Here is a 20,086-nt window from a genome sequence, read left to right on the forward strand (position 1 = left end):
GTCGGCGCGGCGGGCGCCGACGGACGCCCGTGCCGCGCGCCGCCGTCAGTCGTTGAAGAAGCGACCCTCGGTGACCTCGGCGACGAAGCCCGCGCGGATCACGAAGTCGCCGAAGCGCTCGCCGTCCTGCCGGTCCTTCGCGTAGGCGCCGAGGGTCTCGTCGAGCACCTCGAGGATGACGTCCTCGCCGACGTTCTCGCGGACCATCTTGTTCAGGCGCTGGCCGTGGAAGCCGGCGCCGAGGTACAGGTTGTACTTCCCGGGGGCGCGGCCGGTGAGCGCGATCTCGGCGATGTACGGGCGGGCGCAGCCGTTCGGGCAGCCCGTCATCCGGATCGTGATCGGCTCCTCGGTCAGGCCGTGCGTCTCCAGCAGGCCCTCGATCTTCGTGATGAGGTCCGGCAGGTAGCGCTCGGCCTCGGCCATCGCCAGGCCGCAGGTGGGCATCGCGACGCACGCCATCGAGTTCAGGCGCAGCGCGCTGCGGCCCTTCGTCGGGACGTTGTCGATGCCGTGCTCGGCGAGCAGCGCGTCGACCTTCGGGCGGTCCTCCGGCGCGACGTCGGAGAGGATGACGCTCTGGTTCGGGGTGAGCCGGAAGACGCACAGGCCGGCCTGCGCGATCGCGCGCAGCCCGGTCAAGAGCCGCCGCTCGCCCCGGTCGATGATCCGCCCGCTCTCGATGAAGAGCGTGAAGTGCTCGAGCCCGTCGTCGCCGGTGGTCCAGCCGAGCTGGTCGCCGTTCGAGTCGAACCGGAACCTCTTGGCGGGGGCGAGCGCGAAGCCGAGGCGACGCTCGATCTCGCCCTTGATGAACGGCAGGCCCTTGTCGTCGATCGTGTACTTGAAGCGGGCGTGCGAGCGGGTGACGCGATCGCCGTAGTCGCGCTGCACGCCCATCACGGCGTCGAGCGTCGGGACGAGCTGGTCGACCTCGATGAAGCCGATGACGTCGCCGAGCCGCGGGTAGGTCTCGGGCGCGCGGTCGGTGCGGCCCATGCCGCCGCCGATGACGACGTTGAAGCCCTTGAGCTTCCCGCGCGAGGCGATCGCGACGAAGCCGAGGTCCTGCGAGTAGATGTCGATGTCGTTGCTCGGCGGGACCGCGAAGCCGATCTTGAACTTCCGCGGCATGTACTGCTTGCCGTAGAAGGGCTCCTCGTCGTCGCCGCGCGGCGTGGCGGGCTTCTCGCCGAACCAGACCTCCTCGTAGGCCGAGGTCTTGTGGATGACGTGGTCCGACGCGATCCGCGCCTGCTCGTAGACCTGCTTGTGGAGCTTCGAGAGCCCGGGGTGCACGCCGCTCATCACCGTGCGGGCGACATCGCCGCAGGCGGCCTTGCCGTCGAGGCCGACGTCCCGCAGGCCGATCATCACCTCGCGCAGGGCGTTGCGGTCGAGGTAGTGGAACTGGAACGTCTGGCGCGTCGTCAGGCGGAACTGGTCGTTGCCGTGGAGGCGCCCGAGCTCGTCGATCTTCAGCCACTGCTCGGGGGTGCAGACGCCGCCCGGCAGGCGGCCGCGGAGCATGAACGTGAAGTAGGGCTCCAGCTTCTGCTGACGACGCTCGTCGCGGAGGTCGCGGTCGTCCTGCTGGTAGATCCCATGGAACTTCATGAGCTTGTTGTTGTTCTCGTCGACCGCGCGGGTGATCTCGTCGACGAGATCGGTGGCGATCGTGCCGGCGAGGTAGTCGCTGTGGAACTTCAGCGACTCCTCGGGCGCGAGCTTCTCGAGCGGCTGGGAGAGGTCGCGGCTGCGGTCGACCTCGACCGCCGGGGCCGCCGCCTGCGTCGTCTTCGTCGTGGACATCGGGGACTCCTAGTAGACGTCGAGGAGGTAGCGGTGCTCGCGCTTCAGCGCGGAGAGGTACTCGCGGGCGTCGTCCTCGCCCTTGCCGCCGTGCTCGGCGACGATCTCGGCGAGCGTCGCGTCGACGTCCGGCGCCATGTTCGTGGCGTCGCCGCAGACGTAGATCCGCGCGCCGTCCTCGAGCCACGCCCAGACGTCCCGCCCGGCCTGCCGGAGGCGGTCCTGGACGTAGGTCTTCGGCGTGGCATCGCGCGAGAACGCGGGGTCCAGCCGGGTCAGGACGCCGTCCTTCAGCAGCTGCTGCCACTCGACCTGGTAGAGGAAGTCGCTGCGGAAGTTCCGCTCGCCGAAGACGAGCCAGTTGCGCCCCTCGGCACCGCGCGCCTCGCGCTCCTGCAGGAACGCGCGGTAGGGCGCCACGCCGGTCCCGGCGCCGACCATGATGATCGGGACGTCGTCGGCGGGCAGGCGGAAGTGCTCGTTGGCCTGGACGTAGACCGGGACGTCGAGGTCCTCCGCGTCGCCGATCCGGGCGAGATGCCCGGACGCGACGCCCGTCCGCGGGCGGCCGTGGAGCTCGAACCGGACGGTGCTCACCGTGAGGTGCGCCTCGTCGGGCGCGGCGGCGAGGCTCGAGGCGATCGAGTACAGCCGCGGCTGGAGGGGACGCAGCCCGGCGAGGAGCTGCGCGGCGTCGAGGCCCGGGACCGGGAAGCGCTCGACGATGTCCAGCACGTGGTGCTCGTGGAGGTAGTCGAAGCGGGCCTTGGCGTCGCCGTCGCGCAGCGCCTCGAGCTCGCCGGCGCCGCTGAGCGTCGCCCACTGCTCGATGAAGCGCGGGGTGCCGGCGGTGATCTCGTACGCGTGGGTCAGCGCCTCGCGCAGCGGCCGGTCGCCCTGCTTCGTCGGCACCGTCGCGTCGCCGGAGAGCGCGAGCCGGTCCAGCAGCGCCTCGACGAGCTGCGGGTCGTTCTGGGGGACGACGCCGAGCGCGTCGCCCGGCTCGTAGGTCAGCCCCGAGCCCTCGAGCGAGAGCTCGACGTGGCGGGTCTCCTTCGACGATCCGCGCCCGGTGAGCACGACGTTCTCCAGCAGCGGCGCGGCGAACGGGTGCTTCTTGCCATGGGCGACCGCGCCGTTGCTCGACGCCGCGCCGTCGACCGACGGCGCACCACCGGCGGGGACGGCGGCCGCGGCGCCGGCGGGCGGCTCGTCCGGGACGAGCCGCGCGACCACGTCCGCGATCCAGGCCTCGGCGTCGTCCTCGTAGTCCACGTCGCAGTCGACGCGGTCGGCCAGGCGCGAGGCGCCGAGCTCCTCCAGGCGCGCGTCGAGCTGCTTGCCGGCCGAGCAGTAGTGCTCGTACGTCGAGTCGCCGAGGGCCAGGACCGCGAACCGCACGTCGGGGAGCTTCGGGGCCTTGCGCCCTGCAAGGAACTCGAAGAACCCGATCGCGCTCGGCGGCGGGTCGCCCTCGCCGTGCGTGGCGGCGATGACGACGAGATCCTGCTCGTCCTTCAGGAGGCGGGTCTTGTAGTCCGCCATGTCGGCGACCTCGGCCGGCACGCCCTGCGCGGTGGCGGCCGCGGCGACCTGGCCGGCGACCTCGCGGCTGTTCCCGGTGTCGGTGCCGTACAGCACCGTGAGCCGGCGGGCGGCGGGGGCGGCCGGGGCGGCGGTGGCGGCGGCGGCGCCGTCGTCGGCCGGGAGCGCGGCGGGCGCCGTGCCCGCGCCGGCGAGCCCCGCGAAGTAGCCGCTGAGCCAGATCGCCTGGTCGCGGTCCACCGTCGGCGCGAGGCGCTGGAGCTGGTCCTGCTGCTCGCTCGTGAGGGTCGGGATCGGGGTGCTCAAGGTCGTCGAGAGGGCTCGTGCGTTGGGCCCGTCGCGGACGCGTGGGCGGGTGGCGGTGCCGCGAGATCGAGGGAGATCGCCGGCCGGAAATCCGGATCGATTTTCGCAGATTGCCGCGACCTCGGACCGGGGACACGCATTGTGCTGGACCCTGATCGGAATATGGTGGAGGAACAGGAAGGGCTGCGGGACCAGCAGGAAGGGATCGGCGCCGCGGCCCCGGGCGCGGCGGGGCGCTCACCGCGTGGGAGGCGGTGCTAGCGTCGAGTGGTCCATGGCCGTTCCGGAGTCCGCACCACAGCGCATCGCCGACGCGCGCGACCGGTTCGCGGCGCTCGAGCCGCACCTCCGGCCCGACGAGCTGCGCGCCCGCGTCGCCGAGCTCGACGCGGCGATGGGCGAGAGCGGGTTCTGGGACGACCAGGACCGCGCGGCGAAGACGACCGCCGAGCGCTCGCGCGCGACGCGGCGGCTCGAGATCCACGACCAGCTCGCGTCCGACCTCGAGGACCTCGAGGGCCTGCTCGAGCTCGCCGACGAGGACGACGACCTCGCCGAGGAGCTCGTCGAGCAGCTGGACTCCGTCGAGAAGCGGCTCGCCGACCTCGAGGAGGAGCGGCTCTTCACCGGCCCCTACGACGCCGGCGACGCGCTCGTGACGATCAACGCCGGGGCCGGCGGCACCGACGCCCAGGACTGGGCCGAGATGGTCCTGCGGATGCAGATGCGCTGGGCCGAGCGACGCGGCTTCAAGGTCGACCTGCTCGAGGCGTCCGCCGGCGAGCAGGCGGGCATCAAGTCCGCGACGTTCCGCGTCGAGGGCGACCACGCCTACGGGCTCTACGGCGCGGAGCGCGGCGTGCACCGCCTCGTCCGGATCAGCCCGTTCGACTCGCAGGGGCGGCGCCAGACGGCGTTCGCCGGCCTCGAGGTCGCGCCGGTCGTCGAGGAGGTCGGCGACATCGAGATCCGCGACGAGGACCTGCGCGTGGACACCTACCGCGCGTCGGGCGCCGGTGGTCAGCACGTCAACAAGACCGACTCCGCCGTCCGGCTGACCCATCAGCCGACCGGCATCGTCGTCGCCTGCCAGCAGGAGCGCTCGCAGACGGCGAACAAGGAGACGGCGATGAAGATGCTCTACGCGAAGCTCGTCGAGCGGGCGGAGCGGGAGCGTCAGGAGGAGATCGCGAAGGAGAAGGGGGAGGCCCAGGACGTCGGCTGGGGCTCGCAGATCCGCTCCTACGTGCTGAACCCCTACACGATGGTGAAGGACCTCCGCACGAACGTCGAGACGGGCAACGTCCAGAACGTGCTCGACGGCGACCTCGACGAGTTCGTCCGCGCCTGGCTGCTGCAGCAGGCCGGCGAGGCCGAGGCCGCGCCGGCCGAGTAGCGCTCCGGCGGCTCCGCGTCGCCGCCTCGTCGTCGCGCCCGCGCGCGACCCCTCGCGACCGGCGCCGCGCCGGTCGCTCGCGTTCCGACCCCGGGAACGCGAGCGACGCCCGACGTCCGTCGTGCCGGCCGGCGTGCTGGCCGTCGGCGGCGCGGCACCGGGGCCTTGGCCGGTTGGCCAGCCAGCCAGTAGGATGCGCGGCGTCCTCGACGCGGTGTCACGCGACCCCGTCGACCTCCCACGGATCCGGAGCCGGAGATGGCGATCGACTTCACCTTCACCGACGAGCAGCAGGCCTACCGCGATGCCCTTCGCGACGTGTTCGCGCGCGAGGCGGGCACCGCCGAGCAGCTCGAGCGGCTGACCGACGGCCACGCGAGCCACCACAGCGACGAGCTGAGCCGGAAGCTCGGCGCGGCCGGCCTGCTCGGGCCGAGCATCCCGGAGGAGTTCGGCGGCGCGGGGGGCGGGATCGTCGAGGAGATGATCCTGCTCGAGGAGATGATGCGCGCGGGCGCCCCGATCGGCGCCTACGCCGTGTCGCTCATCGTCGCCGGCGCGGTCCAGAAGTTCGCCACGCCCGAGCAGCAGGCGCTCGTGCTGGGCAACGTCGCCGCCGGCGGCGTCGAGGCGATCGCGATGTCCGAGCCGGAGTCGGGCTCCGACGTCGCGTCCCTGACGACGAAGGCCGAGCGGGTCGACGGCGGCTGGAAGCTCAACGGCGTGAAGGTCTGGATCTCCAACGCGCACATCGCCGACCGGATCCTCATCGTCTGCCGCGACGCGTCCGTGGACGGCAAGAAGCACGAGGGCCTCGCGATGATCTGGGTCGAGCCGGGCGCCGAGGGCGTGAAGGTCGAGCGGATCAAGACGCTCGGCGGCGTCGACGAGGTGAACTACGTCTACCTCGACGACGTCGTCGTCGGGGACGACGCGGTCCTCGGCGAGGTCGGCAACGGCTGGCTGCAGCTCACCGCCGGGCTGAACGTCGAGCGCCTCATCATCGCCGCGCTCGCGCTCGGCCAGGCGACGAAGGCCTTCGAGGACGCGCTGCAGTACAGCAAGGAGCGCGCCCAGTTCGGCCGGCCGATCGGCACCTTCCAGGTCCAGCAGCACCGGCTCGCCGACATGGCGACCGAGGTCGAGCTCGCCCGGCTGCTCGTCTACAAGGTCGCCGGCGACGTCGACCGCAACCCGACGGCGCTCTTCCCGAAGGAGGCGTCGATGGCGAAGGTCTACGCCACCGAGGTGGCCGAGCGCACGGTGAACCGCGCGTTCAAGATCCACGGCGGCTACGGCTACGCGCTGGAGTACGACATCGCCCGCGCCGTGCCGTACTCGCTCATCGCCACGACGTTCGGCGGCACGAACGACATCCAGCGCAACATCATCGCCAAGACCCTCGGGCTCTGAGGCGGGGCGCGGGCGGCGGCCGTCGTCGCCCGCGCGCCCTGCGCCTCGGGGGCGGCCGGACCTAGGTCGGGATCGCGGCGAGCGCGTCCCCGAGCTCGTCGGGCCGGTCGAGGATCCGCAGGGCGCCGGCGTCGCGCAGCTCGTCGCGGTGGTCGCCCGCCCAGGTGACGCCGATCGCGGGCACGTCGCAGGCGACCGCCGCGTCGACGTCGTGGTGCCGGTCGCCGACCATCGCCACCGGCGCGGTGGCGTCGACCCGGTGGTCGGCCAGCGCCCGGCGCAGCGAGCGCTCCTTCGGCACGTGGCGCTCCTCGGGTCCCGGGGCGTACAGCGCGTCGACCTGCCGTTCCAGGCCGGTGCCGTCGAGGACGGCCGCCGCCGCGGGGGCGATCTTCGAGGTCACGATGACGAGCCGCCAGCCCGCCGACCGCAGGCCGTCGAGCGCCTCCGGGATCCCGGCGACGGGACGGGTCATCGGCACGCCGAGCTCGCGGTAGCGCGCCCGGTAGGCCTGCAGCAGCTCCTCGGCGCGCCGGTCCGCGTCCGGCGCGGCGACGCGGCCGCCCGCGACGTCCTGGGCGACGAGCAGCGCCGCCGTCTCCTCGAGCGGCGGACCCAGGTGGCGGTGCAGCGCCTCGGCCGCGCGGTCGGGCAGCCCGACGTCGGCGAGGGCCGCGCGCATCGCCGCGGCGAAGGGGCGGCGGGAGTCCACGAGGGTCCCGTCGAGGTCGAGGCAGGCCAGCGGCGCGGGCATCGCCGGTCACCCTACGGCGCGCCGGCGCGGGCCCGACCGCCGCGAGCGCGGGCCGCGGCACGCCGGTCCCTATCCTCCGAGGGGCGATGGCCGCCACCAGCACGCCGCTCGACGAGCTCATCGACCGCGCGCTCGCCGAGGACCTCGGCGACGGCGACGCGACGAGCCTCGCCACCGTCCCCGCGGACCTCCGCGGCCGCGCCCGCGTGACGCAGAAGGCCCCCGGCGTCATCGCCGGCCTGGACGTCGCCGAGGCCGTCTTCCGCGCGGTCGACGGCGAGCTCGACGTCGTCCGCCTGACCGACGAGGGCGCCTGGCGCGAGGCGGGTCCGGTGCTCGAGGCGACCGGGTCGGCGCGGTCCCTGCTGGCCGCCGAGCGCACGGCGCTGAACTTCCTCGGTCGCCTGTCGGGCGTCGCGACGATCACGCGCCGCTACGCCGACGCCGTCGCCGGGACCGGCGCGACGGTCCTCGACACCCGCAAGACCACGCCGGGCCTGCGGCTGCTGGAGAAGCAGGCCGTCGTCACCGGCGGCGGGGCGAACCACCGGATCGGCCTCTACGACCAGATCCTCATCAAGGAGAACCACGCCGCGATGGCCGGCGGCGTGGGGGCGGCGGTGCGCGCCGCGCACGCCCAGCGCCCCGACCTGCCGATCGAGTCCGAGTGCCAGGACCTCGACGAGGTTCGCGAGGCGCTCGCCACGGCGCAGGAGCTCGGCCTCGGGCCGGACCGCTACCGGATCCTGCTGGACAACATGAGCGACGACGCGCTGCGCGAGGCCGTCGCGCTCGTCGCCGGTCGGATCCCGCTGGAGGCCTCGGGGAACGTCTCGCTCGAGACGATCCGGGGCATCGCGGAGACCGGCGTAGACTTCATCTCGGCCGGTGCCCTCACGCACTCGGCCCCCGTCCTCGACCTGTCCCTGATCCTGGAGCCGCTGTCGTGACGACCCCGCTTCCGATGGCCGCGGACCCGGTCCGGGCCGGCGTCCCGCCGCTGCCCGAGGCCGAGCTGCAGGCGCTGCGGTCCGAGATCCGCGAGCTGGCGAAGGCCAAGAACGCGGTGATCCTGGCCCACAACTACCAGCTGCCCGAGGTGCAGGACGTGGCCGACGTCGTCGGCGACTCCCTGGGCCTCTCGATCGAGGCCGCGAAGACCGACGCGCCGCTGATCGTCTTCTGCGGCGTGCACTTCATGGCCGAGTCGGCGTCCGTGCTCTCGCCGGAGAAGACCGTCCTCATCCCCGACGTCGACGCCGGCTGCTCGCTGGCGGACTCGATCACGCCCGAGCAGCTGCGCGCGTGGCAGGCCAAGCACCCCGGCGCGATCACGGTGATGTACGTGAACACCACCGCCGAGGTGAAGGCGCTCACGGACTACTGCGTGACGTCGAGCAACGCCGTCCCCGTCGTCGAGCGGATCTACCGGGAGCACGGCGAGGACACCGAGATCCTCTTCGGGCCGGACATGTTCCTCGGCTCGTTCGTCGCCAAGCAGGTGGCGCACAAGCCGGGCACCTTCCACGTCTGGGACGGCGAGTGCCACGTGCACGCCGGCATCCGACCCGCGGACATCGACCGGGTGCGCAGCGAGCACCCCGACGCCGAGTTCCTCATCCATCCCGAGTGCGGGTGCTCGACCCAGGCGATGGAGTACGTCGCCGCGGGCGACGTCGACGCCTCGGGGGTGCACATGCTCTCCACGGGCGGCATGCTCGACTTCGCCCACGACGAGGCCGCGAAGAGCCCGGGCGCCGACGGCAAGCGGCGCACGACGATCGTCGCGACGGAGACCGGCATGCTGCACCCGCTGCGGATGGCGGCGCCCGACGTCGACTTCGTGCCCGCCAACGCGTCCGCGTCGTGCGGCTACATGAAGATGATCACCCTCGAGAAGCTGCGCGACACGTTGCGCGACGGCACGGGGGTCGTGAAGGTCCCCGACGACATCGCCCGGCGCGCGATGCTGCCGATCCAGCGGATGATCGAGGTCGGCCGCGACGCGAACGCCCCGCTCGGCGGGGAGTAGTCGCCCGCCGCGGGTCCGGGCCTCGCGCCGCCGGGCCCGGCCGCGACCGGCGCCGCGGCGGCCGCTACGCGGACCAGTCGAAGTCGCTCGCCGCGTGCGGGCCGACGCAGGCCACCGCCGCCTGCTGCGGGTCGATCCCGGCGGCGACCTCGCGCACGTCGTCGAGGGTCACCGCGTCGAGGGCCGCGATCGCGAGGTCGGGATCGAGGTCCTCGTCGTGGACGATCGCCTGGCTCGCGGCGTGCCGCGCGACCGCGCCGGAGTTCTCGAACGCGAGCACGAGCCGGCCGGCGGCGTAGGCCCGGGCGCGGTCGACCTCCTCGGCGGTCGGGCCGTCCGCGTGGAGCTCGCCGACGATCTCCCGCATGCGGCCGTAGGCCTCCACGCACTTCGAGGAGTCCAGGCCCGCGGAGAGCTGCAGCTGCGTCGCGTCGCCGAGCGACCACGCCGAGGCCGAGACGGAGTAGGCGAGGCCGCGCTGCTCGCGGATCTCGTCGAACAGGCGCGAGCCCATCGAGCCGCCGAGCAGCGTGCCGTAGATCGTCAGCGCGGCCCGCTGCGCCGGATCGGCGGCGTCGGCCTGCGGTCGGTAGACGAGCCGCAGGTGCGACTGGTTCGTGTCGCGCTCGCGGGCGATGACGTCGGTGCGGGGCGCCGGCGCGGCCTCGGGCGCGGCCGGGACGTCGAGCGTCGGGAAGCGCGAGAAGAGCTCGTGCAGGCGGCCGTCGTCGGGCAGGTCGTCGACGGCGCCGACGAGGAACGCGCCCCCCGCCGCGCCGGCCCAGCGGCGGTCGCGGAAGGCCACGACCTGGTCGCGCGTGAACGTCCGCAGGTGCTCCTCCGGGCCGAGGACCGGGCGGCCGAGCGGGTGGTCGCCGAAGGCGGCCTCGTCGATGAGCATCTCGGCGAGGGCGGCCGGCTGGTCGTTGTAGCGCGCGATCTCCTGGATCACGACGCCGCGCTCCTTGTCCAGCTCGTCGGCGTCGATCCGCGGCCGTCCCGCGAAGTCGGTGAGGAGGTCGAGCGCGGGCTCGGCGGACTCGGCGCGGACGGTGATGTGGAACGCGACGTAGGCGTGCGAGGTGAACGCGTTGAGCACGCCGCCCATCCGCTCGGCGGTCTCGTTGACCTTGCGGTAGTCGTCGTACGTCTCGCCGCCCTTGAACACGAGGTGCTCGAGGAAGTGCGCGATGCCGTTCTCCTCCGGGCGCTCGGTGCGCGCGCCCGCGTGGAAGGCGACGAGCGCGGTGAGCGTCCGGGTGCCGGGCAGCGCGATGCGGTGGATCGGCAGGCCGTTGGGAGCGACGGAGGTGGAGATCTGCGGCACGCGCTGACCGTACCGGGTCGGGTCGTCGTGCCCGCGTGGACGCGGGCCGGTGATCGATCGTCCCCGGCGGCGACCGCCCGAGCGCGGGGCTCGAGCGCCCGGGGGTCGTGCGCGGTGGACTCGGACGTGGGGCATCGGTACAATCCGAGTCATGATGTCCCGTATGCCGGTGGACGGCGCCGTCGCCCCGTCCCGCGAGCGGCTCGCCGCGCCCGACCGCCACGACGCCGAGCGCGCGATCGGCGCCTCGCTCCTCGGTCCGGGGTCGCTGACGTGGCGCACCTGCGCGGAGTGGCGCATGCTCTCCGGTGCGGGCTCCGCGCTGCTGCTGCAGGTCGCGCATCCGGCGGTCGGGCACGCGGTCGGTCGCTACTCGACCTACCGCGAGCGGCCGTTCCATCGGCTCGACCAGACGATGGCGCTCGTCTTCGGCGGGATCGTCTTCGGCGTCGGCGGGCGGGGGGAGCAGGCCTTCCGCGTGCACCAGATGCACAACAAGCTCGAGGGCACGGACTTCCGCGGGCGGGCGTACCACGCGCAGGATCCGGAGGCCTTCTTCTGGGTGCTCGCGACGCTCATCGAGATGGGGCGGCGGATGTGCCGCCGCTTCGGGCCGCCGATCCACGACCACGAGCTGCCCCGCTTCTACGCCGAGTGGCAGGAGGTCGGACGCCGCATCGGGCTCGAGGACCGGCACATGCCGCCCGACTACCCGGCCTTCCGGCGCTACTGGGGGGAGATGCTGCGCGACGGGCTGGACCGCAACCAGACCGTCGACGAGGTGCTCGCGACGATCACCGCGGCGCCGCTGCCGCCGGGCTCGCCGATCCCGACCCGCCTGTGGGACCCGACCGGGGGCCGGATCGGCGGCCACGTGCTGGAGCTGCTCGCCATCGGGCTGCTGCCCGCCGAGCTGCGCCGCGACTGGCAGATGGACTGGGGCGCCGGCGACGAGCGGCGGCTGCGGGCGATCGCGGCGGTCGCCCGCCGGACGTTCCCGCGGCTCCCGCGCCGCATGGCGATCCACCCGTGGGCCGCGCCGGCGGTGCTCGGGCCGGACGCGCGCGTGCTCGGGCGCGGCCTCGCGCCGGGCGCGCCCCGGCCCGCGTAGCCCGTCGGCCCTCGCGGTGAGCGGCGGCGCGTCCGATCGCTCGCGCCCGGCGTTCTGGAGGAGGACCATCGGACGTCGCCCGTGCTGCTCCTCCTCCTGTTCGGCCTGCTCGCCGGGGCCGCGACCGCGCTCTCGCCCTGCGTCCTGCCGGTGCTGCCGATCGTGCTCGCGGGAGGCGCGACGGGCGGACGGCGTCGCCCGCTGGGGATCGTCCTCGGGCTCACGGGGGCCTTCACCTTCGCCACGGTGGCGCTGGTCTACGTCATCGACGCGCTCGGGCTGCCCGACGACCTGGTCCGCTCGCTGGCCATCGCCGTGCTGCTCGGCTTCGGCGTCGCGCTGGCCGCGCCGCCGCTCGCCGCGCGGCTGGAGGCCGCCATCGGTCGCCTGACGGCCGGCCGCGGCGTTCGCGCGCGCGGCGAGGGGCTCTGGTCGGGCGTGCTGCTCGGTGCCGGCCTCGGCATCGTCTACGCGCCGTGCGCCGGGCCGATCCTCGCGGCGGTCATCACGACCACCGCGTCCCAGTCGCTGGACGCCCAGCGGCTGGCGGTGGCCCTGGCCTACGGTGCCGGCACCGGCCTCGTCCTCTACGTCCTCATGCTCGGCGGGCGACGGCTGACCCGCCCGCTGTCGCGGCGCAGCGGCCGCTTCCAGCAGGCGATGGGCGTCGTGATGGTCCTCCTCGGCGTCGCGATGGTCGGGAACCTCGACCTGCGCTTCCAGTCCGCGATCGCCGACGACCTGCCGCAGGCGCTCGTGACGCCGACCTCCGCGATCGAGCGCTCCGGTCGCGTGCGCGACGCGCTGGCGGACCTGCGCGGCGGGGACCACGGACGAGGGCCCGGCGGCTCGCCCCGCAACATCGGGCCCGAGGCGGTCCGCCGCGGCGACCGGCTGCCGCGGCTGGGCCGGGCGCCGGACTTCGTCGGCACCCAGCGCTGGTTCGACACCCCCGGGGAGCGGCCGCTGACCCTCGCCGGCCTCCGCGGACGGGTCGTGCTCGTCGACTTCTGGACGTACACGTGCATCAACTGCCTGCGCACGATCCCGGGCCTGGAGCAGCTCGACGCCCGCTACCGACGGGCCGGTCTGACGATCGTCGGCGTCCACAGCCCCGAGTTCCCGTTCGAGCGCTCGGCGAGCAACGTCCGGGCGGCGATCGGCCGGCTCGGGATCCGCTACCCGGTCGTGCAGGACAACGACCTGGCGACCTGGAGCGCCTGGGGCAACCAGTACTGGCCGGCGTCCTACCTCGTCGACGCCACCGGCGAGGTGCGCTGGGCGCACGCGGGGGAGGGCGCCGAGGACGCCAAGGAGCAGGCGGTCCGAGCGCTGCTGGGCGAGGCCGGGCGGCCGCTCCCCTCGGCCGAGGGCGGCTTCGACGTCCCGACCGCCGATCGCGGCACCACCACGCCGGAGACGTACCTCGGGGCGCTGCGGATCCGCAGCACGCTGGCCGACACCGACGTCGGCGTCCACGACTACCCGGCCCTGCCGGCCCGGCTGCCCGCCGACGCCATGGCGCTCGCCGGGCGCTGGCGGCTGGAGGACGACCGGGCGGTGGCCGCCGGGGGCGCGCGCATCGGGTTGCGGTTCCGCGCCCGGCACGTGTACCTCGTCCTCTCCAGTCGGCGACGGGGCGCGGCCGTCCGGGTGCTGCTCGACGGCCGGCCGCTGCCGCGGGCGCGGGCGGGCGCCGACGTGCGCCACGGCGTCGTGCGGGTCGGCCAGCAGCGGCTCTACGACCTCGTCGACCTGCCCGCGGTCGCCGACGGCCGGCTCGAGCTGCGGCTGCCGGCGGGCGTCTCCGGCTACGCGTTCACGTTCGGCTGAGCCACGGCGGCCAGGCGACCCCATGGCGCGGTCGGGCGCGGCCGAGGGCGCCCTGGGGTCGCCCGGTCGCGACGTCGGCGGACGCTCGCGCGCAAGCTGCCTTGCAGTGCACCGGAGCGTGCAGGGAATCGTCCACCCCGGTGCGAACCTGGCAGACGGACATGACCGCCCCGCGCAGCACCACCGATCGTCAGCGCGCCGCCGCCCGCCGGGCCGCCGCCGCGGGCCAGACCGGCACGCACCCCGCCGTCGCCCCAGCGGGCGCCTCGCGGGTGCCGCCGTCGCACCCCAACGCCGTCATCGAGTTCCGTGGCGTGACGAAGGCGTACGACAACACGCACGCGGGCGTCCAGGACGCGTCGTTCTCGGTCCACCGCGGCGAGTTCCTCTTCCTCATCGGGCAGACCGGCGCCGGCAAGTCGACGCTCATGAAGCTCCTGCTGAAGGAGATGGAGCCGGACTCCGGCACGATCCGCGTCGGCGGCCGCGACCTGCGCGAGATCACGCGCAAGAAGGTCCCGTTCTACCGCCGCAACCTCGGCGTCGTGTTCCAGGACTTCAAGCTCCTGCCGAACCGCACGGTCCACGACAACGTCGCCTACGCGCTGCAGGTCACGGGCGCGACCCGCAAGCAGATCCGTCGCCAGGTGCCGGACATCCTGCGCCTCACGGGCCTGTCGACGAAGCTCCACCACTACCCGCACCAGCTGTCGGGCGGCGAGCAGCAGCGCGTCTCGGTCGCGCGGGCGTTCGTGAACCACCCGCCCCTGCTGCTGGCCGACGAGCCGACGGGCAACCTCGATCCCGATACGACGATCGGGATCATGCAGCTGCTCTACCGGATCAACAAGACCGGCACGACGGTGCTCGTGGCGACCCACGACGAGGGCATGGTCAACCGGATGCGGCGCCGCGTCATCGAGCTGCAGGCCGGCCGCATCATCCGCGACGAGGTCGCCGGCGGCTACGGGCGCGAGGCCGTCTCCTCCGAGTCGACCGCCGAGTTCGGCGCCCTCATGCGCGGCGAGCCGGCGCCCGCCCCGCAGCGCCTGCGCCAGCGCGCGACCAGCGAGGCCGACCTCTTCGACGACGCGTTCGCCGACTGAGCCCGCACCCGCTCCTCCCGCACCTCGACCGCGCACCCAGACTCATGAACCGCGTCAGCTTCTTCTTCAAGGAGGCGATCCGCTCGATCGGCCGCAACCCGATCCCGAGCTTCGCCGCCCTCATGGCCGTCCTGATCACCGTCCTGGTGCTCGGGGTCTTCATCCCGGCCGTCCAGCTCGCCAACGGCGCCGCCGACGACGTGCGCAGCCGCGTGCAGGTCTCGGTCTTCATGGACAAGGACGCGTCGAAGGCCGACGTCGCCCGCGTCGCGGAGCGCCTGCGCGGCGACACCCCGCACGTGAAGAACGTCGTCTTCGTCTCCAAGGAGCAGGCGCTCAAGGAGCAGAAGAAGCAGAACCCGGAGGCCTACGAGCTGCTGGGCAACGTCAACCCGCTGCCCGACACGTTCCGGATCACGCCGGACAGCGCCGCGAACACGAACGCGCTGCTCGCGTCGCTGACCCCGAAGGGCACGAGCGGCAAGGGCTCGCCGTTCGACAAGGCGATCGGCGAGGTCAAGGCGTCGAAGTCCGAGACGAACAAGATCGTGAAGATCACCGGCGCGGTGAAGCTCTCGCTCGGCGCGCTCGCGTTCCTGCTCGTCGTCGCCTCGGTGCTGCTCATCTCGAACACCATCCGGCTGTCGCTCTTCTCGCGCCGTCGCGAGGTCGAGGTGATGAAGCTCGTCGGCGCGACCGACTCCTTCATCCGCTGGCCGTTCGTCATCGAGGGGCTGATCCTCGGCGCCGCCGGAGGCGCGGTGGCGATCTGCATGCTCGCGCTGGCGAAGGTCACGATCCTCAATCAGCTCGAGGGGATCGCGACGCTCATCTCGCGGCCGGACATGATCGCCTTCGGGCCGCTCATCGGCCTGCTCGTGCTCGCCAGCGTGCTCGTCTCGGCCGCCGGCTCCGGGCTCTCGCTGCGCCGCTTCCTGCGGGTCTGACCCGGGCGGGGACCGCGCCCGCCGTCCGGAGGTCCTGCGTACGCCGCCCCGGGGCGGCGTACGCCGTTCCCGGCCGACCCCGCCGCCCCGGCCCGCCGGTCCCCCCGTTCTGGCACGCTTGCCCGGTGTCCTTCCCGATCCGAGCGCTGCGGGCGGCCGCGGCCGCCCTCGTCCTGTTCGCCGTCGTCCTAGGGATCTTCACCGCCGGCGCCTACGTCGGCGCCCGCGACCCGGAGTCGCTGCCCGGGCCGATCCGGGACCGGGTGATCGACCGCGAGAGCGGCGGCGCGATCAACGAGGCGCTCGGCGTCATCCGCGACCTCTACTACCGCGATCCCGGCGAGGCGGCGCTCGTCGACGACGCGATCGGCGGCATGGTCGAGAAGCTCGACGACCGGTTCTCGGCGTACCTCAACCCGAAGGACTACGCCCGGTTCCAGCAGCAGCAGGACAACCGCTTCGACGGCATCGGCGTGCTCGTCGGCGAGGACCCGCTCGGGCTGCGCGTCAGCCGCGTCTACGACGACTCGCCCGCGAAGGCCGCCGGCATCCGCGCCGGCGACGTCATCACCGCGGCGGGCGGCCGCTCGCTCAAGGGCCTGAAGACCGAGGACGCCTCCGACCACGTGCGCGGGCCGGCGGGCACGAGCGTCGCGCTGGAGGTCCGGCGGGAGACCGGCGGGCGGACGCGGACGCTGCGGATCACGTCCAGGCGGGCACCGGTCCAGGTGCCGATCGTCGACTCGCGGATCTTCCGCGAGGACGGCCAGCGGATCGGCGTCGTGCGGCTGGCGCAGTTCACGAACGGGGCGACGGCCGAGGTCGGCGCCGCCATCGAGCGGATGCGCAAGAAGGGCGCCCGGCGGTTCGTCCTGGACCTGCGCTCGAACCCCGGCGGCCTCGTGACCCAGGCGCAGGGCGTGACGAGCCTCTTCGTGAAGGACAAGACGGTCGTGACGCTCAAGGGCCGGACGGTCGGCACGCAGACCTTCGAGACGGTCGGCGCGCCGATCCTGCCCGACGCGCCCCTCGTCGTCCTCGTGGATCGCGGCTCCGCGTCGGCGGCGGAGATCGTCACCGGCGCGCTGCAGGACTACGACCGCGCGGTCGTCGTCGGCACCCGCACCTACGGCAAGGGCGTCTTCCAGCGCGTCCAGCCGCTGTCCTCCGGGGGCGCGCTGGACATCACCGCCGGGCAGTACTTCACGCCGAAGGGGCACAACCTCGGCGGCAAGGGGACGAAGCGCGGGGCGGGCATCACCCCGGACGTCCGGGTCGAGGACGACCCGAGGACCCGACGCAACGAGGCCCTGGAGCGGGCGCTCGAGGTCGCGGCGAAGGCGAAGCCGGGACGGTGAGCGGCGGCCGTCGTCCCGGCCCGCGCGGCAGCGGCGGCGGGCGCGGCAAGCGCCCGCCGGGCGGGAAGGGCAAGCGGGCCGCGGGCGGGCGCGGGCGCGGCCCGTCCGGCCCGCGGTCCGACGACGAGCGCGGACGCGGGAGCGCGGGGCGGGGGAGCCGCGCCGGCGGCCGGGACGGCGACGGCCGACGCGACGGCGGGGCGACCGACGGCGGCGGCACGGGCCGCGGGGCCCGCGGGCGCGCACCGGACCGGGGCGCCGGGGCTCCTCCCGGCGGCCGTGGCGCCGCCTCGCGCCCCGGCGCTCCGGACCTGCCGCGGGACGTCTGGCGCGATCATGCGCCGAGCGGCCGGCGGCCGGTCGTCGGCCTCGTTCGCCGGCGGGGCCGGCTGCTCGTCGCCGAGCCGCTCTTCGGGCGCGGCGAGCTCGTGGTCGTCGAGCGCGGCGGCGGGGTCCGCGAGGGCCGGATCGGCGTCTTCGTCCCGCCGCGGCGCGGCGGCCGTCGCAACGCCGGCCACCGGCTCGTCCGCGAGGTCGGCCGGCCCGACGTCGCCCGCGACGTCCTCGAGGCGCTGCTGCTGGACCGCGGGCTGCCGCGACGCGTGGCGCGCTCCGTCGCGGCGGAGGCGGAGGGCGTCGCCCAGGCGCCGCCGGCCGTCGACGTCGCGCGTCGCGACCTGCGCGACACGCCGACCTTCACGATCGATCCGGCGAGCGCCCGCGACTTCGACGACGCGATCAGCGCCGAGCGGGTCGCCGACGACGTCGTCCGGATCCACGTCCACGTCGCGGACGTCAGCGCGTTCGTCCGGCCCGGGGGAGCGCTCGACGGCGACGCGCGCTGGCGCGGCACGAGCGTCTACGTCCCGGGCACGGTCGAGCCGATGCTGCCGGAGCGGCTCTCGAACGGCGCCTGCTCGCTCGTCCCGGGCGAGGACCGGCTGGCGGTGAGCGTCGCGTTCGAGGTCGACGGGGCGGGAGCGGTGCGCCGGGCGAGCGTCGAGCGGACGCTCATCCGCTCCGACGCGCGGCTCGAGTACGACCAGGTCGACGAGATCTTCGCCGGCACGGAGCGCGCGACGGACCCGTGGGCCACGCCGCTGGCGCTCGCCCGGCAGGCCGCCGCCGCGCTGCAGCGGCGGCGCGACGCCGGCCGGCTCGCGCTCGAGGTCGAGAGCCAGGAGCCGCGCTTCGTCCTCGACGAGGAGGGCCACGTCACCGGCGTCGCCGTCGAGCGGTCCAGCGAGTCGCACCGCCTCATCGAGCACCTCATGGTCGCCGCGAACGCCGAGGTGGCGCGCCTGCTCGAGCGTGCCGGCGCCCCGGCGCTGCACCGGGTCCACGAGGCGCCGGACCCCGGACGCGTCGGCCGGCTCGCCGCGCAGCTGCGGGTGCTCGGCCTCCCGGCACCGACCTGGAGCGCCACCGACGGGCAGCCGCCGGAGGGCGAGGCCCCGGCGGCGGTCGCCGAGCTGTCGCGCCTCGTGGCCGACCACGTCCGGCGTCACGGACGGGGTGCGGCCGGCTACGCGCCGCTCGTCCTGCGCGCGCTGCAGCAGGCGCGCTACCTGCCCGACGCGCGGGGCCACGCGGGCCTCGCGCTCGAGCACTACTGCCACTTCACCTCGCCGATCCGCCGCTACCCGGACCTCGTCGACCACCGGGCGGTCCTCGCGCTCGTCGGCGGGGGAGAGGCGGCGTTCGCCGGCTCGCGGTCGCAGCTGGAGGAGCTCGCGACCTGGTGCTCGGCGACCGAGCGCGAGGCGATGGACGTCGAGCGGCACGCCGACCGGATCGCCGCGGCGTTCCTCCTCGAGCGCGAGCTCCTCGCGTCCGGGGGCGTCGCGCGGGCGGGGGCGCGGCTCGCCGGCGAGGTCACCGGCGTGGCCAGCGCCGGCGCGTTCGTCCGCTTCGGCGACGACGGCGCCCACGAGGGCCTCCTGCCGCTGCGCGAGCTCGGGGACGACTGGTGGGAGCTCGACGAGCTCGGCGTGCGGCTCGTGGGCTCGCGCTCGGGGGCGACGGTCGCGATCGGGGACCCGATCGACGTCCGGATCGAGCGCCTCGAGCCGGCCCGGGGCCGGGTCACCCTCGCGCTCGCCCGGCGCCGCTGACGACCCGGGATCGCTCGGGTCGAACACCGGTTGAGGCGCCGTTTCCCCCTGCACTGCGCGGGGTATCCCGAGGTGCACCAACGTCGACCCACCGGGCCCCGGTGGGCGGCGCGACCCAGAGGAGGCACCGTGATCGGCGCCATCATCCTCGGCCTCGTGGCCGGGTTCATCGGCAAGGCGCTCGTGCCGGGCGAGGACCCGGGCGGGTTCTTCGTCACGATCGGCATCGGGCTCGTCGGAGCCGTCGTCGGCTGGCTCATCTTCACGGCCGGTCTCGGCATCGGCGACACCGACATGTTCGACCTCGGCGGCCTGCTGAGCGCGATCATCGGCGTGGTCATCGTCCTGCTCGGCTACCGCGTCGCCACGGGGCGACGCGTGTCCCGGGGCTGACGCCCCGGCGTCCGGGGCGGCGTGCGCGCCGCCCCGGCCCGGGCGCGCGGGGCACGAACCGCGTGCCGGGTCGCCCTCGGGCGGCCGGGAACGACCCCGCGCCGCTACGCTCGACGGCCGATGGCCAAGGGCAAGAAGAAGCCGCCCGCCGGCGACTACGCGTTCAACCGCCAGGCGCGCTTCCGCTACGAGCTGCTGGACCGCCTGGAGTGCGGGATCCAGCTGCACGGGACGGAGGTCAAGGCGCTGCGCACCGTCGGGGCGCAGATGGGCGACAGCTACGTCGACGTCCGTCGCGGCGAGCTCTGGCTGCGCAACCTGCGGATCGATCCGTACGCGCCGGCGGCGATGAACAACCACCAGCCCGACCGGCCGCGGAAGCTCCTCGCGCACCGGCGCGAGATCGACCGGCTGCTCGGCGAGATCCAGCAGGCCGGCCTGACCGTCGTGCCCGTGCGGATCTACCCGAAGGGCCAGACGATCAAGGTCGAGATCGCGCTCGCCCGGGGCAAGAACGTCGCGGACAAGCGCGAGGACCTCAAGCGCCGCGACCAGCAGCGCGAGATGCAGCGCGCGCTGCGCGAGGCGAACCGGTAGGGACCGGTCGCACCCGCTCGGCGGCCGGCCCGACGCGGACCG

Annotated in this window: 16 protein-coding genes; 12 read left to right on the top strand and 4 right to left on the bottom strand. The window is 74.3% G+C overall.

Annotation, left to right across the window (positions count from 1 at the left end; all coding sequences use genetic code 11):
• Positions 1 to 45: 45 nt before the first annotated feature.
• Together SK069_RS07595 and SK069_RS07600 are read right to left on the bottom strand one after the other, a co-directional pair.
• A complete protein-coding gene (locus SK069_RS07595; RefSeq protein ID WP_319953597.1) occupies positions 46 to 1,812 on the bottom strand; it encodes an NADPH-dependent assimilatory sulfite reductase hemoprotein subunit in 1,767 nt (588 codons plus the stop codon).
• Positions 1,813 to 1,821: 9 nt separating this feature from the next.
• On the bottom strand, positions 1,822 to 3,663 hold the full coding sequence (locus SK069_RS07600) for an assimilatory sulfite reductase (NADPH) flavoprotein subunit (protein WP_319953598.1): 1,842 nt from the start codon (positions 3,661 to 3,663) through the stop codon (positions 1,822 to 1,824).
• Between the two features lie 274 nt (positions 3,664 to 3,937).
• Here SK069_RS07600 and prfB point away from each other — a divergent pair, with 274 nt between their 5' ends.
• Positions 3,938 to 5,059, top strand: coding sequence for a peptide chain release factor 2 (gene prfB, locus SK069_RS07605; RefSeq protein WP_319953599.1), 1,122 nt, complete (start codon positions 3,938 to 3,940; stop codon positions 5,057 to 5,059).
• Between the two features lie 258 nt (positions 5,060 to 5,317).
• The gene (locus SK069_RS07610) at positions 5,318 to 6,472 is read left to right on the top strand and encodes an acyl-CoA dehydrogenase family protein (protein WP_319953600.1); all 1,155 of its coding nucleotides are present in this window, start codon (positions 5,318 to 5,320) and stop codon (positions 6,470 to 6,472) included.
• 61 nt (positions 6,473 to 6,533) lie between these two features.
• Here SK069_RS07610 and SK069_RS07615 read toward each other — a convergent pair whose 3' ends face one another.
• Entirely contained in the window at positions 6,534 to 7,226 is a 693-nt protein-coding gene (locus SK069_RS07615; RefSeq protein ID WP_319953601.1) for an HAD family hydrolase, read from the bottom strand.
• 86 nt (positions 7,227 to 7,312) lie between these two features.
• Between SK069_RS07615 and nadC the strand changes: the two genes are divergently transcribed.
• Together nadC and nadA are read left to right on the top strand one after the other, a co-directional pair.
• Positions 7,313 to 8,176 (top strand): carboxylating nicotinate-nucleotide diphosphorylase, encoded by an 864-nt coding sequence (nadC, locus tag SK069_RS07620; protein ID WP_319953602.1) that lies wholly within the window; start codon positions 7,313 to 7,315, stop codon positions 8,174 to 8,176.
• A gap of 14 nt (positions 8,177 to 8,190) precedes the next feature.
• Complete coding sequence (gene nadA / locus SK069_RS07625; RefSeq protein WP_406628270.1) at positions 8,191 to 9,258, top strand: quinolinate synthase NadA; 1,068 nt, start codon at positions 8,191 to 8,193, stop codon at positions 9,256 to 9,258.
• A 64-nt stretch (positions 9,259 to 9,322) separates the two neighbouring features.
• Here the strand turns inward: nadA and SK069_RS07630 are convergent, their stop codons facing one another.
• Positions 9,323 to 10,585: a M16 family metallopeptidase gene (locus SK069_RS07630; protein ID WP_319953604.1), complete on the bottom strand. Its 1,263-nt coding sequence runs from the start codon at positions 10,583 to 10,585 to the stop codon at positions 9,323 to 9,325.
• A 151-nt stretch (positions 10,586 to 10,736) separates the two neighbouring features.
• Here SK069_RS07630 and SK069_RS07635 point away from each other — a divergent pair, with 151 nt between their 5' ends.
• The 8 genes from SK069_RS07635 (at position 10,737) to smpB (ending at position 20,044) form a co-directional block, all read left to right on the top strand.
• The gene (locus tag SK069_RS07635) at positions 10,737 to 11,696 is read left to right on the top strand and encodes an oxygenase MpaB family protein (protein WP_319953605.1); all 960 of its coding nucleotides are present in this window, start codon (positions 10,737 to 10,739) and stop codon (positions 11,694 to 11,696) included.
• Between the two features lie 81 nt (positions 11,697 to 11,777).
• Positions 11,778 to 13,529 carry a cytochrome c biogenesis protein DipZ gene (locus SK069_RS07640; RefSeq protein WP_319953606.1) on the top strand — a complete coding sequence of 584 codons (1,752 nt, stop codon included), beginning with the start codon at positions 11,778 to 11,780 and terminating at the stop codon, positions 13,527 to 13,529.
• Between the two features lie 140 nt (positions 13,530 to 13,669).
• Positions 13,670 to 14,635 (top strand): cell division ATP-binding protein FtsE, encoded by a 966-nt coding sequence (gene ftsE / locus SK069_RS07645; protein ID WP_406628259.1) that lies wholly within the window; start codon positions 13,670 to 13,672, stop codon positions 14,633 to 14,635.
• Positions 14,636 to 14,679: 44 nt separating this feature from the next.
• Positions 14,680 to 15,582, top strand: coding sequence for a permease-like cell division protein FtsX (locus SK069_RS07650; RefSeq protein ID WP_319953607.1), 903 nt, complete (start codon positions 14,680 to 14,682; stop codon positions 15,580 to 15,582).
• Between the two features lie 125 nt (positions 15,583 to 15,707).
• The gene (locus tag SK069_RS07655; protein ID WP_319953608.1) at positions 15,708 to 16,940 is read left to right on the top strand and encodes a S41 family peptidase; all 1,233 of its coding nucleotides are present in this window, start codon (positions 15,708 to 15,710) and stop codon (positions 16,938 to 16,940) included.
• On the top strand, positions 16,937 to 19,054 hold the full coding sequence (locus SK069_RS07660) for a ribonuclease R family protein (RefSeq protein ID WP_319953609.1): 2,118 nt from the start codon (positions 16,937 to 16,939) through the stop codon (positions 19,052 to 19,054). Before SK069_RS07655 ends, SK069_RS07660 begins: the two co-directional genes overlap by 4 nt.
• 129 nt (positions 19,055 to 19,183) lie before the next feature.
• A complete protein-coding gene (locus SK069_RS07665) occupies positions 19,184 to 19,447 on the top strand; it encodes a GlsB/YeaQ/YmgE family stress response membrane protein (RefSeq protein WP_319953610.1) in 264 nt (87 codons plus the stop codon).
• 120 nt (positions 19,448 to 19,567) lie between these two features.
• Entirely contained in the window at positions 19,568 to 20,044 is a 477-nt protein-coding gene (smpB, locus tag SK069_RS07670; protein WP_319953611.1) for an SsrA-binding protein SmpB, read from the top strand.
• Positions 20,045 to 20,086 lie beyond the last annotated feature (42 nt).

Source organism: Patulibacter brassicae, from assembly GCF_033949425.1.
GTDB classification, from domain to species: Bacteria; Actinomycetota; Thermoleophilia; order Solirubrobacterales; family Solirubrobacteraceae; genus Patulibacter; species Patulibacter brassicae.

Excerpts from the sequence above, each read along its gene's own strand:
- smpB (WP_319953611.1), top strand. The coding sequence starts at position 19,568 with ATGGCCAAGGGCAAGAAGAAGCCGCCCGCCGGCGACTACGCGTTCAAC.
- nadC (WP_319953602.1), top strand. The coding sequence starts at position 7,313 with ATGGCCGCCACCAGCACGCCGCTCGACGAGCTCATCGACCGCGCGCTC.
- SK069_RS07615 (WP_319953601.1), bottom strand. The coding sequence starts at position 7,226 with ATGCCCGCGCCGCTGGCCTGCCTCGACCTCGACGGGACCCTCGTGGAC.
- SK069_RS07650 (WP_319953607.1), top strand. The coding sequence starts at position 14,680 with ATGAACCGCGTCAGCTTCTTCTTCAAGGAGGCGATCCGCTCGATCGGC.
- SK069_RS07610 (WP_319953600.1), top strand. The coding sequence starts at position 5,318 with ATGGCGATCGACTTCACCTTCACCGACGAGCAGCAGGCCTACCGCGAT.
- SK069_RS07595 (WP_319953597.1), bottom strand. The coding sequence starts at position 1,812 with ATGTCCACGACGAAGACGACGCAGGCGGCGGCCCCGGCGGTCGAGGTC.
- prfB (WP_319953599.1), top strand. The coding sequence starts at position 3,938 with ATGGCCGTTCCGGAGTCCGCACCACAGCGCATCGCCGACGCGCGCGAC.
- SK069_RS07635 (WP_319953605.1), top strand. The coding sequence starts at position 10,737 with ATGATGTCCCGTATGCCGGTGGACGGCGCCGTCGCCCCGTCCCGCGAG.
- nadA (WP_406628270.1), top strand. The coding sequence starts at position 8,191 with ATGGCCGCGGACCCGGTCCGGGCCGGCGTCCCGCCGCTGCCCGAGGCC.